Source organism: Fibrobacter sp. UWR4 (assembly GCF_003149045.1).
GTDB lineage: Bacteria > Fibrobacterota > Fibrobacteria > Fibrobacterales > Fibrobacteraceae > Fibrobacter.
Genome location: NZ_QGDU01000007.1, coordinates 44107 through 60102 on the forward strand (window position 1 = coordinate 44107; position 15996 = coordinate 60102).

The window sequence follows — 15996 nt, forward strand, 5'->3', positions numbered from 1 at the left end:
CCCTTACTTAATAATAACCTTTTGACCCTTGTTGTAGTAGGTGCCCTTGACGGTGGGCTTGTGGTTCATCTTGCGGCCCTTCATGTCGAACCAAACGTTGTCATCCATCTTGATTTCGCCAGTGAGAGTATTCATGGAGCCGATGGCTGTGGTACTGCCATCACCATCCAAGAATCGAATCGTAATGGTCTCCGGCAAATCTTCCTCAAGATAAGTTCCAGCAATGGACTTAGCTAAAGAACTGATACCATTGTATTTCAAGTATGCGCGCATTGGCGCGATGTTTGCTCCGCTCTTTGCCTTTACAAACTCACCCGCCGCAACATCTTTATCATTAACTTTCTTTGCAACAGAAGCAAAACCATAAATTCCAGAAGGGTTATCCCATACGATTCTTTCATAGGTTCCCATAAAAGACCAAGAAGACAACATCGTTGTTTGATCACCCTTATTATTCATCACTGCAGAAATAACAGTAGACTTGTTTCCATTAGTCGTATTAAGGGTCACAGACTCGTTTTGCTTTCCAGCGGCATCATCCCACCAGTGAGTATTAAAAGTCAATTGTTCTGAACCAGGCCAAATAATATAGGGGGTATTTGCCATAAGCCAGTCGGTTTCTGAGCCATTTTCAGCATTTCTCATCCCTTCAACATCCAACATCCAATTACAATATTGATCGCAATGTTTTACAAGCGCAATGATTTTGTAAAATACAGCTATACTCACGCTATTAACGGGAATCGAGAACGGAAGCATAATCGTAGATGCTGTTTGGAGTTTAAAATTTCTGTTATACACAACATCATCAACTACAACATCTTCAGGAATGCTGAGCGTCTGCAAGCGAGCTTCAGACTGGCCATCGATGCAAGCAGTCTTCTTGCCGTTCACAGTCTTGAATTCAATAATGTCGGTATTTCCATCAAAGCATTCGCCTTCCGGGAATTCTACAGTAGGAGCGTCGTCCTCACCCAAGGCAAACAAAATTGTTTCTGGCAAAGATTCTAGATCTGCAGCAGAAGCAAACTTTACACCAGCAGCAGCCTTAGCTGCTACCATGGAAGGTTTATACTGCAAATAGGCTCGCATGGGAGCGATGCTTGCACCAGCTTTAGCCTTCACAAAAGAGCCCGCATTTACACCATCTTTAGCGTTAGCGGCAACGCCATAAACAGAGCCCAGATCTTTATGTCCTTCGTTCCACACAACTTGACTGTAGGTACCAACAATTTGCCAATTGCTTGCGTCTTCAGTAACAACGTTTGCAGAAAACTTCGCTGCGTCCATGGCAATATCGCAACCAGAAATCGTGAAGGAATGTCCGCCCACAAATTCAAAGGCATAAGGAGAATTTGCAACCAGAGCCTTATTCACCACTCCGTCCTTTACAGAGGCGTTTTTCGAAACGCGAACAGTCCAAACAGGAGATTCTCCAGAACTTAAGTCAACGTAAGTATCCTTGTTACTCGCAGGATTTCCAAACTCATAAAAGTTTGCGCCAGACACAGAGCAACTAGTACCAACATCAAACGGAAGCACGATAGTCCAGTTCTTATTTTTTGTTGCATTAGTTCTTGTATAAACAACCTTTTGAACTGTAGCAGTGAACGGTTCCAATGTTTTGTATGCACCCTTCTTCTTCGCAGCTTCAGAAGCGGCGGAATCACCATAAATAACAGCAGTACATACACCGTCAATAACCTTGATGGAGATTGCACCATGATCACCTGTTTCACAGGCAGCAACAGCATGAGTTGCACACCCCATTGCAGCGGCGAAGGTAAGAGCAAAAATCTTTTTCATATTTTGTCTAGTCCTAGTAAAATTTTTATGGGTAAAAGATAGTTTTTTATAAGTTTTCATTAAAGTGTCCTTCATCACATTGTATGCAAAAAACACCGCTTTCGGCGGTGTTTTCTGTAAAATTCCGAGGTTTCGACAATCGGGAATTAAGCCTTACGGTCCATATCGGGATTGTAGTTGCAGCCGAATTCGTCATCGTATTCGGTAACGCCTTCGGGTCCGGAACCGCCCAGCAGCGGAGCTTCCATCTTCAAATCAACAATGTCCATCTTCGGAGCTTCGTATTCTTTCTTAAACATTTTCATACTCCTTACTTGATGATGACCTTCTGGCCGTTGTTGTAGTAGGTACCCTTGACGGTGGGCTTCTTGTTCAGCTTGCGGCCCTTGAGGTCGAACCAAGCGTCCTTATCGGCAACGATTTCACCAGTGCGGGTGTTGAGCTGTGCGATGGACAGAGTGTTGCCATCTTCGTCTTCGAAAATAACGTCAATGGTAGACGGAAGTTCTTCTGCTCCAATAGAAGAAATTACCCCGGCAGCAGCCTTTGCGGTAAAGCCACTGGTACTATACTGCAAGAATGCACGGAGAGGCGGAACAGAAGCCTTAGAGCCGGCCTTAACGAACTGACTCAAAGCTACAGAAGTGTCTCGAATATCACCAGCTTTATTCGTGTACTGCACGGTTTTTGCCTTGGATGCAAAACCGAAGATATTCTTTTTATCCAATCCGGTCTTAAGTTCATAAGTACCGCCAAGGTACCACTTTCCTGTAAAACCTGTAGCCTGAATGGAGTCAACGTTAAATGCACCAGTCTGCAAGGTGTAAGAACAGCCTGAACCCGTCTTAAAAGATACAACACCACTGGAAGAAAGAAGAATTCGAGGAGAATTAGCCTTAATAATAGAACTATTGTCCATCACAGCAGTAATAGCCCAGGAACCATTATTATTCTGCTTAATAGTACCAAGAGTATACAAAGATCCGTTTTCAAGGCACGTTGACGGAATGTCGAACGGGAAAACTACCGTCTGTTTATCAATACTCTTATTATCTCGCTTGTTAGCTCTTTTATACTCAACACCAGCAACAACAACAGGATTGGGAATATTCACTGTGGCACGATAAATTGTGGTATCCACACCATCAGTTGCAGCAGAAGCGGAGTCTGCATAAATGGTTGCTACAGCATCATCAGACACCATATCCATTTCCACATGGATGGAGTCTTTGTAACTCCACTTGTCAATATAATTAGCATCAGTTGAATTTACGCCACCACAGGAATATATTTTTTTCCCAAACGAGTAGTTTCTGTAACATCACAGCTTTTCTTAATAGTATCAATCTCGGCTGGGTAGAAGCTTCCGGTAACTTGGATTGCTCCATAATCCAAAGTTTTTTGTTCAGGAGTTCCCTTCTTCACAACTTTAACGATGGTGGTATCACGATCTGCAGCGCCTGCAGTTCCTGCCATCAGCCCGATGAGAGCCAAACCAAGCAATTTTTTCATTTTTTATTCCCTGAAAAAAAAATTTTTTGAAAAATTTAGAAAATCCTTGTCAAAGGACAAGGGTTTTTGTAAAGATTTCGTAAGTTTTTGCTGTGTTTTTAGGCAGTTTTGCATCGAAAATCCACAACGGGGCTATTTCTTCTCGCGGATGCGCTTGTAAAGGCTTTCGGCCTTTTCGGTCTCCCCCGCGTTAGTAAAGACGTGGCCTACATTTTCGGCACCGATGCGACCCTGGGAATTTCCGGCAAGCCAGGCCTTCATGTAGCATTCAAAGGCTTCGTCGTAACGTTTCTGGTTAAAATAAATCTGACCCAAATCAAGATTTAAATCAGCCTTACCCTTCTGATGACGCAAGCCTTCTTCCAGAGTGAAAATCGCCATCCAGGGAGATTCCTGCTTGACATACATCTGAGCCAGGTAGCGGCGGGCGGAAACATTCTCGGGATCCATAAGCAGGCCGTTTTCCATTTCGTTCAGCGCCTGACGGGTGGAATCCATACTGCGATAATAATAGGCCAGCGTAAAGTGAACGTCAGCGCCTGCTGTCGCAGTCATCTGCAAGGCGTTCTGCAAAGTCTTAATGGCGTATTCATAATCGCCCAACTTCTCGTAGACTTCGGCTAGGCCATACCAGGCATCCATACGGTCCGGGTTCAGCTGGAGGGCTCGTTCAAAATTTTTCTGTGCGAGAGTCCAGTCGCGACCCTTCATGAAACATTCCGCCAGAGCAAAATGGACATGGTCCGATTCTACACCCAGTTCCACGGCGCGGTTGTAGGCGGCAATGGCCTCCCCCGCATCCCCAGCCAGGTAATAGATGTCACCCATAAGCATCCAGGCCTTCTCGAAATTCGGCAACAGCTCCACGGTACGCTTGTAAGCCACCAAGGCAACCTGTTTACGATCCAGCTGGACCATGGCATTCCCGAGATTGAACCAGGCGAAAGGTTCATAACGACCTTCGTCAATGGCGGCACGATACAGGGGCACCGCTTCCTTGAACTTGCCCTGGTCATAAAGTTCGTTGGCCTTGAAGAAATAATCTTCGGCTGCAAAGGACGCGACGGCACCCAAAGTAATAACAGCAAGCAGTCTACTTAACAAAGCGGAACTCCTTTGTAGCCTTCTGCGCTACAGGGAATCCGCCCAGCTGAGCGGGACTAAACTTCCATTGACGTACGGCATTCAGAACTTCCGTATCAAAGCCATAACCAGCAGGTTCCTGTGTCAGAATCTGAGTCTGGGCCACATCGCCATAAACGTCAATCACAATCAGGACCTTTACGTAGCCGTTAATGCCCATACGCTTTGCGCGTTCCGGGAACTTGGGCTGAATTTCACGGAGAACCTGAGCCTGTTCATCCACTTCACCGGCTTCGTAGACCACGTTTTCCATACCGCCTGTACCAACGGCAACGCCATCACCAGCAGCACCACGGGCAAGGGACAAGTCCATCTGGAAATTCTGGGAACGGCCCACCCCCATGTTGGAGGAAATCTTGAAGGGATTGGGGTTCACGATGGTGCGAATCACCTTCTGCTTGACTTCGGGCTTTTTCTCGCTGACAAGGACTTCCACTTCGGTCACCGCCTCCAGTTCCTTTTCAGTCTTTACACCCTTGTCAAATAACAGAACGTTCAGAACCGGAATCGCCAGGAAGAATACAGCACTTACCACAAAGGAAACCACCAACGCTATGGGATAGCGCAGGTACTTTGCGATGAAATCTGTTAAAGAGAAGTGCTTCATATTCAATTAAATACTGCTTGGATCCTTCGCTTCGCTCAGGATGACGATGAATGGTTATTCTTCCTTGTTTGCGGAGATGGAAACCTTGCGGACCTTTGCAATGTTACATTCATCCAGAATGTCCACCACCACACCGTTGGGAGCATCACGATCGCTGACAATAATCACGGGACGATCGGGAGCCTCGGCCATCATCTGGCGCAGCACCGTATTGAGGGTGGAAAGGTTCACCTGGGTTTCGTTAATATGGATGGTTCCCTGGCGGGTCACACCAATCAGAATGCTTTCCTTGGCCAGTTCCTTGGCGGAGCTAGCCTTGGGCTTCGTCACGTCCACACCGGTTTCGCGGGTGAAGGTGGAGGTAACGATAAAGAAGATCAGCAAGATGAACACCATGTCCAGCATCGGAGAGACGTCGATGCCGCCGGCGTCACGAGTACGTTTACGGATAAAACTCATTTTGTTACCTCACTGGATTCTTCACTTCGTTCAGAATGACGAAGAGACGTTTCTGAATGATGTTCAGGATCAAACACATAAGATTCAAATTTCAGGGCTTCGCTCCAGGCCTCGTCTTCCACGATTTCCACGCGGCTAGACAGGTAGTTGTAGGCCAGCATCAGGGGGAAAGCAACCAACAGGCCCGCCTGAGTGGTAAGCAAGGCTTCGGAAATACCGTCAGCCAAAAGTACAGGATTTCCAAAGCCAAAAAGCTGAATGGTTTCGAAAGTATGAACCATGCCAGAAACCGTTCCCAGCAATCCCATCATGGGAGCAAGAGCGGCGCAAGTGGAAATAGTTTTTAAGGATCTGGACAGATTTAAGGAAATACGATGGCGAGTGGCTTCCATGGCATTGCGCACAGCAACAGGACCTTGATCCCTATAATTACGAACGTCACAGACCAACGCGTAGAAATATCCGAAACGACGGCGGGACAGTTTCTTAAAGGCTTCGTCCTCCCCCTTCTTTTTCAGGGTACTCCAGAAACCGGATACGGACTTGCCACGCAGCATAAAGTAATAGCCATAACGTTCGATCATCAAAAACCAGCCGAACCACCCCAATGCAAAGATCGGGGCAAGCACCCAGCCGCCTCTAAAGAGGATGCCGAAGGCCGCTTCGAGAATGGAATTTTGATCCACGCCAGCGATCAAGCTACTTTTCCTTAATCCACAATGCGTTCAGAACTGCAAGGCCAGCCTTTTCCATGCGACCGCGAAGGGCATCCGCACGGTTTGCAAGGAACGTATGCAACAGCTGGAGAGGAATAGCCACAATAAGGCCCGCTTCCGTAGTCACAAGAGCGATAGAAATACCGCCGGCCAGGAGCTTGGGATCGGAAGTGCCATGCATGGTAATGACGTCGAACAACTCGATCATACCCATCACGGTACCCAGCAAGCCCAGAAGCGGAGCTGTCGCCGCAAAGACGGAAACCCAGGTCAGACCGGATTCAATCTTGGGAACTTCTGCAGAGAATACTTCCTCCAGGGCCTTTTCAGCAGCGGCGCGGCCACCATATTCCTTGGTAAGGATCGTCTTCAGGACCTTCCCCACCTTGCCATGAGCCTTCTTGCTTTCGACACGGGCCTTTTCGATGTCACCCTTTTCAAGAGCCTTCAAAGTCCTGCGTGCACCGAAACCGCCAAAGCCAAAGATCAGGAGCCACAGCAGGCGCCAGACCACAATCAGAAGGCCCAGACCAAACAAGGTCACAATGGGATACATGAGGATGCCACCGTTCTTGAAGAAGGTGGTCAGTTCATCCTTCCAGGTGGTTTCCTGATGGTTGGCAAGTTCAGAGGAAAGTTCCGTACTGAGGAGCACATCCACCGGGACGTTCACATAGGCGGAATCCACCGCATGGTCAAAGACCTTGGAAACATCGGTCTTGGTTTCCGGAGTCAAGTTTTCCTGCCAGCTAAAGACACGCTTCTTTTCGCCAGATACGGGAAGCATCAATGCGCTGGGACGATTCCCCAGGGAATCCATGGCGGAGTTAGCCATCTGCATGGCATAGAGGCCGCCCATACGCAGGCGATAACCTTCGGCAACCACATCGCCAAAGACAAGTTCCGCACGTTCCATCTGGATTTCACGAGTGAAGGCCATTTCCTCCTGGGCAACTTTCAGGATGGACTTCGCAATACGGACAGGGTCATCGCGGTACAGTCCCATTTCCTTCTTGACTCGGTTCTGGGATTCTACACGTTCTGCAACCTTGAAGGGAATGCCCTGTTCCTGGAACTTAGCCAGAGTTTCCAGACGTTCCGGGCCTGCGGCCAAGGACAAGTATTCCGCACGAGCCTTTTCCGCCTGTAATTTTACCTGCGCCAGGTCTTCACGGGCAACACGAACGTCCTCGAAAAGGCGGGCACGTTCACTCATGAGGGCGTCCACCTTTTCCTTGTTTTCATTGTACTTCTCGTTGAACATCTCGCGTTCCTGATTTGCAGTTTCGCGATCCTTCCAACGGGCGGCAACAGCCATGTCACGTTTCTTGCGGGCTTCTTCCAGGTCTGCCTTGGCGCTGTTCAGTTCGGCACGCTTCTTGACGGCATCGATGGTTTCGCCATTCTTCTGCGCGAAAGAGGGAGCAGCACACAAAACTGCTGCCACAGCCATGGGGGCGATAAATTTACGAAGGTTAAGGAACATCATTACTTAGCCTCCTTGGGAAGAACGACCACAGGAATGGTCACCAGCTTGGGAGCGGTCTTTCCTTCGGCCACCTTCATCACGTCCTTCAGGGCGGTACGCATGGCCAGGTCGTCGGACACATTGTTCCAGGTGTAGCTGTTGCCATTCTTGGAAAGCCAGAGAACATCGTTACCGTCGTTGCTGACGAAGATAGAAGCAACAGCACCGTAACGGAGGAACGTTCCTGCCACATTGCGATTACCCACCTGGAGGAATCCCTTCCACACTTCGGTGGTGTAACCGAGACGAATTCGGTCATAGAAAATTTCGAGAGTACGGTTCAAGCCGTCGTCAGCTTCAATCAGGTTCTTATGAAGCTGGTTGGCAATTTCCTTGACGCTATTGACCACTTCCTCATTCCTATACGGGAAGTCGGACTCAAAGATGGGAGCGAGAGAATCGATGACCTTCGCCAGGGACTCGCCATACTTCGCCTTTCTGTTTTCGAAGTAGCGGACCGTGCCAGCAGCCTTCTGACGTGCATCAGCCAGATTCTTCAGTTCCGCCTTCAAGGAGTCGATTTCGGCCTTCAAGGTCTTGTTCTGGGAGGACAATGCCTGAACCTTCTTGCGGCCTACTTCGATAAATTCAGCGTGACGCTTCTTTTCGGTATCATGCATGGATTTTTCGCGGGCTGCTTCGGCCTCCACCGCCTTGATCTGGCGACGGACACTTTCCACAGTTTCCTGTGCATTGGCAAAAACGCCAGTCAAGCACAGGCAAAGGAACATCTTCGTCAATAGGGAGAATTTCATAACCTAAAAATACAAAGAACCAAACGCAAAAACTTTGCTTTTTTCACAAAAAAAGAGCTTTTTTAAAAAAAAACTTCAATAAACAAAAAGACCTCTCACGAAATAAAAAAACGTCTCCACAAAGGGAGACGTCCTGAATTTTTACGAGTATCGAAACGAAACTACTTTGCCTTGGAATCTTTCAAATATTTCGGGGTAATCTTACCGCCGGCCTTCTTGATTTCCTTGATCAAGCGGGTCCAACCGGCATTGGTAGCCCAGTCAAGAACAGAGTAGCCCTGGCCGCACTTTACGTTAACATCGACACCGCGCTTGATGAGGGCGACGAGAGCATCGTAGTTACCTTCCTTGGCAGCCCAGTGGATCGGCATGTAGCCATCTGCAGCGCGGACTTCAAGAGGAGCACCGCCGTCTGCCAGGACTTCGATCATTTCGGCCTTGCCAGTCTTTGCAGCCAGAAGAACTGCGGTAGACATAGTCTGAGGATCAACGCCTTCCTTCTTCAGCTGTTCCATGATGCGGGCGACAATTTCCTTGTTGCCCATGGAAACGGCGTTATCAAGAACGGCTTCGCCGCGGCTGTTACGGATGTTGGCCTTTGCACCGTGGTCAAAGAGGTAGTTCAGGACAGTCATGTTGCCCTTGTTTGCAGCAATTGCCACCGCATTGTTACCGCTTTCGGTGGGTGCGTCAATTTCAAAAGTGCCCTGGAGGAACAGGGTCATCATGGCAGTATCACCTGCAGCTGCGTATGCGACAAACTGGTTCGGGGTAAAGGCAATCTTCTGCTTGGTCAGGTACTTACGGACAGAGGACGGATCGCTGGTGTCCAGCTTGTCATCACAAGCGGTCATAGAAAACATCAAACCAGCAGCAGCCAAAAGGGTCAAAAATTTCTTCTTCATTTTAGTTTCTCCGCGAGAAATAAGCTTTATGCACCAAAAGATACACAAATTTTACTTTTTTTTCACGAAAAAAAACGATTTACATAGAATTATTTATCTTTTTGCTCATGAAACGTATCATTTTTATCACTTTAATGACCGCAGCCCTTTCCTTCGCCGATCGAGCCGTGTATGACAATTCCATGGCCGCCCACGATGATGGCTCTCAGGAATTCGAAGACCGAGGCACTTTCGGTCCCTACATGGAATTCAACAACATCAAGATGAGCAACGTGAACTACAGCTATAAAGTTCACGACATGAAGTACAAGATATCCATCGACAATTCCTACATCTACGGCGCATCCGGCAGCCTCCCCGTAACAGAATGGTTCGATCTTTACGTCATGGCAGGCTACCAGTACATCGGCGTAAGCCATCACCCCAGAAACAGGACCGCCGCCTACGACGACCTGGCCGAATTCCAGGAAGACTTCTTCGATTCCCCTCTGGATACCACGGATATTGACGGCAGGCACCAGGTTCATACAGCCCTTTTCCAGCTGGGCTTTGACTTTGCACTCCCCCTGGTCACCAGCTACACTTACCAGTTCATGCTGAAGCCTTACGCATTTGCGGGTGCCCTGTTCGGAAAGACCTTCCTCTCTGACGACACCAAGTTCCTCTCCCCTGTCATTTACGGCTACGCCTACGGCGCAGGTATCCGCATGGCATTCCACAAGGCAACTCTTTCTGCCGGTGTACGTAACTCCCACGAATACTTCCACACCTACTTTGAACGCAAGATTTCCGAGACCAAGGATGGGGATGAATTCATGCTGGACTTCGATACCTACTTCCAGCCCTTCATTTCCGTTGGTATCACATTGTTCTAGCTAAAGTTTCCGCTTCCTCGCGGGACAAAAAAATCCAGCTACAGAAGCTGGATTTTTTTTATTTCCTATTTCTTGATTTTCAGGGTCATGCCTTCGCGGATTTTCGTATCGGGAAGTTCATTCCACTTGACGATTTCCTCGATGGTCACCTGATACTGCCTGGAAATATCCCAGAGGCTTTCGCCCCTCTTGACCGTGTGCTGACGGAAGGATTCTGCAGGCTTTTTCGGTTCAGGCTTCTTGTCCGCGTTCTTGGGATCCGCCTTCGCACCGGCCTTCGGATCGGTCTTTACATCCTTCTTGTCTCCCACCACGTAAAGCTTCTGGCCCACACGGATATCTACAGACTTGCCCAGATTATTCAATTCCTGAATGCGGGAAACGGACATTCCGAACAACATAGAGATGTAACCCAGGTTGTCCCCCGGTTCCACCGTATAGACGGAAAGCTTTTCCCCGGGCTTTACGGCAGGAGCCTTGGAATCGCCCTTGGCAACGGGCTCCACCTTACCGGAAGACTGCTTGGCTGGTTCGGACTTAGGGGGAACTTCGGGTACAACTACAGCCTGTGCAGGAGCCTGCGGAAGCTTGCGGGTGTACTTAGGAATAAAGACGGAATCGCCTACGGCAAGGCGCTTGGTGAAGCCCTTGTTTGCAAGGAGGATCGTTCCCACGGGGACTCCGAACATTTGGGAAATGGTTCCGTAGCTATCGCCGGACTGAACCACATACTTGCGGCTCTTGCTCAGAGGAGGCGTAGGTCTTTCGCCCTTTCCGGAAGACGGCTTCAAGTCAGGCTTGGAAACATAGATGGTATCCCCGACGCCTACGACAGAAGCGGCATCCATATCGTTCCAGATTCGGATGTTGTTCTGGTCCACATTGAACTTGCGGGCGATAGTACCCAGGTTGTCCCCCAGCTTGACAATGTAAGTCTTTGCCTTACCGCCCTTCTTGGAGCTAGAGCCGGAGGAAGACTCTCCAGCCATACGAATAGGAATGAGCAACGTCTTACCTGCGCGGACCTTCATGTTGCGCATGTCGTTTGCCTGCTGGATATCGGCCACCTTCACCTTATAGAGGGAAGCGATCTTACCCAGGCTTTCGCCCTTCTTTACCTTGTGATGGACCCAGCCGGAGAAGTTGTTCTTTTCGATCTTGTCGTAATTCTTGACGAACAGGTCGCGCTTGCCTACAGGAATTCGCAGGACGTAGGATTCTCGGTTCGGCGGCGTAAATCCCATGATCAGTTCCGCATTCAAGTTTCTCAGGGTATCGGGCTTCACCTTAATGGCCTTGGCGATTTCATCCAGACCGAAGGAATCATAGACCGTTACGGTATCGTAGGGAGAGAGCTTCTGGGGCTTGATTTCAATATCGTAATGTTCCGGGAAATGACCGATGACCATGGCCGCAAGGATACGGGGCACGTAATGCATGGTTTCGGAAGGGAGCTGCAGATCCCAGTAAGTAATGGCCTTAGTCGTGTCGCGGGTGGAGTCAGCCTTCAGTTCGCGAATCAAGCGACGGACGCGTCCTTCGCCGCAGTTGTAGGCAGCCATAGCCAACTGCCAGTCGCCGAAGTATCCATACAGATCCTTCAGGTACTTGAGGGCAGCTTCCGTGGCCATTTCGGGATTGCGGCGCTGGTCCAGCCAGAAGTCCACATCCACACCATAACGCTTACCTGTTTCCGGAATGAACTGCCACAGGCCGGACGCCTTGGCGCGGCTGTATGCACGAACCTTGAAGCCGGATTCCACCAGGGACAGATAGATCAGGTCACGAGGCATCTTGGCTTCTTCGATCTTTGCATAGATCAAGGAGTCGAAGGCGGTCTTGCGATTCAAGGAGCTGGCGATGAAGTTTCTTGCCTTCCCCGTCAGGTAGTAGATTTCTTGCACCACACGATCATTGAATTCGACCGGCAGTGTAAACTGGGAGACGTCCAACGTATCCAGGAATTTTTCCAGACGGAAGAGTGCGGTATCGTCCGCCATGTCCACGTCGATGGTTTCCACATCTTCCAAAGCGGATTCAGCAGCAAGCTTTGCGGCTTCGGGGCAGTTGATCAGGACTTCGTCATCCGCCAACTTCAGCATGAAGGGCATTTCCGCAAAATAGAGGGAATCCTCCGGGGTAGCCTTCTTGGCTTCCTGCGCAATCTGACGTTGGGCTAGATCAAGGTAACGTTTTGCGGCCACCCACTGCATTTCTTCCATGGCCTGGACCGCAAAGCGGAAACTCTTCCAGGAAGGCTGGACGAAAGCGGTATCCTCTTCCGCAAGAATGATGGCCGGATCTACGGGGGATTCCTTTACCTGCAAAACAGTTACGGAATCTTCCAGTACAGGCTGAACCACTACTGCGGGTTCAGTTTCGGAACTCTGAGAATGCGAAGAATGCGCCAAGGCGTTCTGCCTTGGTGCACATGCGACAAATAAGGACGCCAGGAGAGCTAGCGCCAGGAAAAACTTGCTACGACCGAGGATCACTGGTCGTAATCCAAGTCCTCAGCATAGTCGGACCAGAGGCGCTCACCTGTTTTGAAAGACTGGTGGTCGAAGTCGACTTCTTCGTCCACTTCTTCTTCTTCTTCGATTTCTTCTACTTCTTCTTCCTCGTTAGGAAAAGGAACGGAGCTATCAAAGCCGTCATTCTTGGGGCGGCGACCACAATGATAAGCAAAGTGCATACACTAACCTCTAGATACTAATAAAGACGTGCGATACCATAAAGAATCACCCCGCTGAGCACGAGGGAAGCAAGCATCTGCAGGATGATGACCACCCTGTTGACCTTGTAGGCCTTCTGCGACTTTCTATGCCAAGACGGATACTGATTCATGATATCGTAAAACTTCGTGTGAAATATACACACAAAATTTGTTTTGCAAATAGGCAGTTGTAATTTTTTTATAATTTATTTGCATATTTATGAAGTTTTCACCCTCCATTCTGCTTTTTTCTGCGGCAGCTGTCTTTGCACAGGTTGCTCCACTGCAGTCCATTAGCGGAATTCACGTTCCATCCGCGAAAACCAACGACAAGGGATTCCTCTACATTTCCGGCAGCTACTCCATGATTAGCGATGGAAATCCCCTGAGCATTGGAGGCATCTATACAGACAACGTAGGGAACCAGGTGGAACTGAACAGCAAGGCGCCCTCCAATGACGAAAACTTCTACGTCAGCTTTTCCCCTCTGGACAACTTCGAATTTGGTCTAGATGTACCCGTACACTATGACGGAGAAATCAACGGAACAACGTTGGACGGTTTTGCGCTGGGTGATATGGAGCTGACGGCCAAATGGTCCATCAACGCCTTCGAACGAATCATATTCGGTGTAAGCGGTGAATTTCTTCTGCCTACAGGGTCAAAAAACAAGGGTTTCAGACCTAGGCACAGCTGGCACATCAATTTCGACGAGGAATCCTACGCCTATACTGCAGGAAACTGGGGTATTGGTGCAAATTTGCACCTGTCTGCAGAGCTTAACAAGTACCTCACCCTCAATTCCTACGCAGGCGTATTGAAGATTCACGACAATCTGGAGAACTACATCCTGTGGGGTGCAGGCCTGGTCATTACCCCCATCAAGCTGGTGAGCATCAATCTTGAAGTTTCCGGGGAAACGCCCATCAAGATGCATGACGTTCTGGATTACATCCGCAGCAGCCCACTGCGCATGACGCCAGCCATGAGACTGAACCTCCCCAACTACACCTACTTGACTATTTCCAGCGACGTGGGCATTAACTATTTCAAGGATTATAAGAAGTTCGGACGAAACATCCTGCTGAAATCCGGCGACAACGAAATGCACTTTCAGGTCGCTGGAACGCCCGACATAAGCATTGCGGTTACTGCAAGCAAGATGTTCAACTTGAGCTGGAGCGATAGTGACGGCGATGGCGTCATCGACCGCAAGGATCTTTGCTCAAACACCGCTCCCGGCATGGCGGTGAACTCCCGCGGCTGCCCTGTGGACGAAGACCAGGATGGAGTCATGAACATCGTGGACTTGTGCCTTGGAACCATGCGCGGCCTGGCTGTGGACTTCAACGGCTGCCCGCTGGACCTGGACCACGACGGCGTCTACGATTATATGGACAAATGCCTGGACACACCCGAAGGCTTTGCCGTCGATGGAGATGGCTGCACCAAGGATTCCGACCATGACGGCGTCGACGACAATAACGACAAGTGCCCCAATTCCAGACCCGGAGAAAAGTCCGACGAATTCGGCTGCTCCCTGGACACGGACCACGATGGCGTTACCAATGACAAGGACCAGTGTCCCGACACTCCCGAAGGCATATCCATCGACGACGTAGGCTGCCCGCTAGATTTTGACAAGGACGGTGTCCCCAACGATTTTGACAAGTGCCCGGATTCTGAACCAGGCGAAAAAGTGAACAGCTGGGGCTGCCCCTCCGACATGGATGAAGACGGTGTTCCTGACGCAAAGGACTCTTGCCCGGACACTCCCAAGGGAATGACCGTAGATGAAACTGGTTGCCGTCTTGACCAGGATAAGGACGGCATCTTCGACGAAGACGACAAGTGTGCGAATACTCCTGAAGGGGCGCCTGTAGACAAGTACGGCTGCCCCACGGATTCCGATGGCGATGGCGTTCCCGACTGGGCGGACCACTGCATGGGATCCCTCCCCACGGTTAAGACCGACGAAAACGGATGTCCCCTGAACAGCAAGCTGAACTTCAACGACATCGCCAAGCGAGTGCGTTTTAAATCCAGGGACTCCGTGCTGTATAACTCCAGCTACACCGCACTGAACGACATTGTGGCCTACATGCGCGAATACCCCATTGGACTTATGATCCAGTGTATTGTAGACGACGACTTTGATGACACCGCCCGACTGGCCCGCCAGAGAATGGAGACCATCCTGAATTATCTTATCGACAAGGGAATCAGGAAGGAGCGCATCTTCATCCAGGAAGACAAGGAAAGAGATGTTGACACCAATAAAAAAGGAAAGACCGGAGTCATTAGCCTTACACCTGTAGTGATGCAGGACGATAATTTGCTAAATTAAACACCCACTGGCGATAAAGCCTCATTTCACCAAAGGATATTTATGAAGATTGCTGACAAGACCGTTGTCCAGATGCACTACACTCTCACCTCCGACGAAGGTCAGGTTATCGACTCCTCCGCTGGCCGCGACCCCCTCCAGTACATCCAGGGCATGCACATGATCGTCGTTGGTCTGGAAAAGGCCATGTACGACCACGAAGTCGGCGACAAGTTCGACGTGAAGGTGATTCCGTCCGAAGGCTACGGTGAATACGACGAACGTATGACTCAGGAAGTTCCTGTCAGTGTTTTCCAGGGCGTCGACAAGGTCGAAGCCGGCATGCAGTTCTACGCAAACACTCCGGCAGGCCCCATGCCCATCCGCGTGAAGTCCGTCAACGGTGACAAGGCTGTGATTGACGCAAACCATGAACTGGCTGGCAAGAACCTTAACTTCGCTATCGAAGTGGTGGAAGTTCGCGAAGCTACCGAACAGGATTTGGCTCCGTTCCAGCAGCACCAGTGCAAGTGCGGCAAGGGTGAAGGGGAATGCTGTGGCGGTAAGGGCGACGGCGAATGCGATTGCAATGGCGAAGGTGAATGCAAATGCGGTGGCGAAGGCGACTGCAAGTGCAAGGATAAGTAG

At 49.7% G+C, this 15996-nt stretch carries 17 protein-coding genes; 3 read left to right on the forward strand and 14 right to left on the reverse strand.

The window, feature by feature from the left end; translation table 11 throughout:
• Positions 1–3: 3 nt before the first annotated feature.
• The 11 genes from BGX12_RS04160 to BGX12_RS04205 form a co-directional block, all read right to left on the reverse strand.
• Positions 4–1806 (reverse strand): hypothetical protein, encoded by a 1803-nt coding sequence (locus BGX12_RS04160; protein WP_109734831.1) that lies wholly within the window; start codon positions 1804–1806, stop codon positions 4–6.
• Positions 1807–1952: 146 nt separating this feature from the next.
• Positions 1953–2105 carry a hypothetical protein gene (locus tag BGX12_RS15455; protein WP_158278163.1) on the reverse strand — a complete coding sequence of 51 codons (153 nt, stop codon included), beginning with the start codon at positions 2103–2105 and terminating at the stop codon, positions 1953–1955.
• An 11-nt stretch (positions 2106–2116) separates the two neighbouring features.
• The gene (locus BGX12_RS04165; protein WP_109734832.1) at positions 2117–3016 is read right to left on the reverse strand and encodes a hypothetical protein; all 900 of its coding nucleotides are present in this window, start codon (positions 3014–3016) and stop codon (positions 2117–2119) included.
• Between the two features lie 59 nt (positions 3017–3075).
• The gene (locus BGX12_RS04170) at positions 3076–3318 is read right to left on the reverse strand and encodes a hypothetical protein (RefSeq protein ID WP_109734833.1); all 243 of its coding nucleotides are present in this window, start codon (positions 3316–3318) and stop codon (positions 3076–3078) included.
• A 132-nt stretch (positions 3319–3450) separates the two neighbouring features.
• Positions 3451–4422, reverse strand: coding sequence for a lipopolysaccharide assembly protein LapB (locus BGX12_RS04175; protein WP_109734834.1), 972 nt, complete (start codon positions 4420–4422; stop codon positions 3451–3453).
• Positions 4412–5068, reverse strand: coding sequence for an energy transducer TonB (locus BGX12_RS04180; RefSeq protein ID WP_109734835.1), 657 nt, complete (start codon positions 5066–5068; stop codon positions 4412–4414). The genes BGX12_RS04175 and BGX12_RS04180 overlap by 11 nt, the downstream gene beginning before the upstream one ends.
• A gap of 54 nt (positions 5069–5122) precedes the next feature.
• Entirely contained in the window at positions 5123–5527 is a 405-nt protein-coding gene (locus BGX12_RS04185; protein ID WP_109734836.1) for a biopolymer transporter ExbD, read from the reverse strand.
• The gene (locus BGX12_RS04190) at positions 5524–6213 is read right to left on the reverse strand and encodes a MotA/TolQ/ExbB proton channel family protein (RefSeq protein WP_233246248.1); all 690 of its coding nucleotides are present in this window, start codon (positions 6211–6213) and stop codon (positions 5524–5526) included. The genes BGX12_RS04185 and BGX12_RS04190 overlap by 4 nt, the downstream gene beginning before the upstream one ends.
• A gap of 13 nt (positions 6214–6226) precedes the next feature.
• Entirely contained in the window at positions 6227–7732 is a 1506-nt protein-coding gene (locus BGX12_RS04195; RefSeq protein WP_109734837.1) for a MotA/TolQ/ExbB proton channel family protein, read from the reverse strand.
• Positions 7732–8526, reverse strand: coding sequence for a DUF3450 family protein (locus BGX12_RS04200; protein WP_109734838.1), 795 nt, complete (start codon positions 8524–8526; stop codon positions 7732–7734). The genes BGX12_RS04195 and BGX12_RS04200 overlap by 1 nt, the downstream gene beginning before the upstream one ends.
• 161 nt (positions 8527–8687) lie before the next feature.
• The gene (locus BGX12_RS04205) at positions 8688–9431 is read right to left on the reverse strand and encodes an ankyrin repeat domain-containing protein (protein WP_109734839.1); all 744 of its coding nucleotides are present in this window, start codon (positions 9429–9431) and stop codon (positions 8688–8690) included.
• 107 nt (positions 9432–9538) lie between these two features.
• Here BGX12_RS04205 and BGX12_RS04210 point away from each other — a divergent pair, with 107 nt between their 5' ends.
• Positions 9539–10306, forward strand: coding sequence for a hypothetical protein (locus BGX12_RS04210; RefSeq protein WP_109734840.1), 768 nt, complete (start codon positions 9539–9541; stop codon positions 10304–10306).
• Between the two features lie 65 nt (positions 10307–10371).
• Here the strand turns inward: BGX12_RS04210 and BGX12_RS04215 are convergent, their stop codons facing one another.
• From BGX12_RS04215 to BGX12_RS15920, 3 genes are read right to left on the reverse strand one after another with little or no spacing between them, the layout of a single operon-like run.
• Positions 10372–12801: a LysM peptidoglycan-binding domain-containing protein gene (locus tag BGX12_RS04215; RefSeq protein ID WP_233246249.1), complete on the reverse strand. Its 2430-nt coding sequence runs from the start codon at positions 12799–12801 to the stop codon at positions 10372–10374.
• Entirely contained in the window at positions 12798–13001 is a 204-nt protein-coding gene (locus BGX12_RS04220) for a hypothetical protein (RefSeq protein WP_109734841.1), read from the reverse strand. Before BGX12_RS04220 ends, BGX12_RS04215 begins: the two co-directional genes overlap by 4 nt.
• A gap of 17 nt (positions 13002–13018) precedes the next feature.
• On the reverse strand, positions 13019–13153 hold the full coding sequence (locus BGX12_RS15920; protein WP_255416861.1) for a hypothetical protein: 135 nt from the start codon (positions 13151–13153) through the stop codon (positions 13019–13021).
• Between the two features lie 89 nt (positions 13154–13242).
• Between BGX12_RS15920 and BGX12_RS04225 the strand changes: the two genes are divergently transcribed.
• Complete coding sequence (locus tag BGX12_RS04225) at positions 13243–15369, forward strand: thrombospondin type 3 repeat-containing protein (RefSeq protein ID WP_109734842.1); 2127 nt, start codon at positions 13243–13245, stop codon at positions 15367–15369.
• 42 nt (positions 15370–15411) lie between these two features.
• Entirely contained in the window at positions 15412–15996 is a 585-nt protein-coding gene (slyD, locus tag BGX12_RS04230; protein WP_109734843.1) for a peptidylprolyl isomerase, read from the forward strand.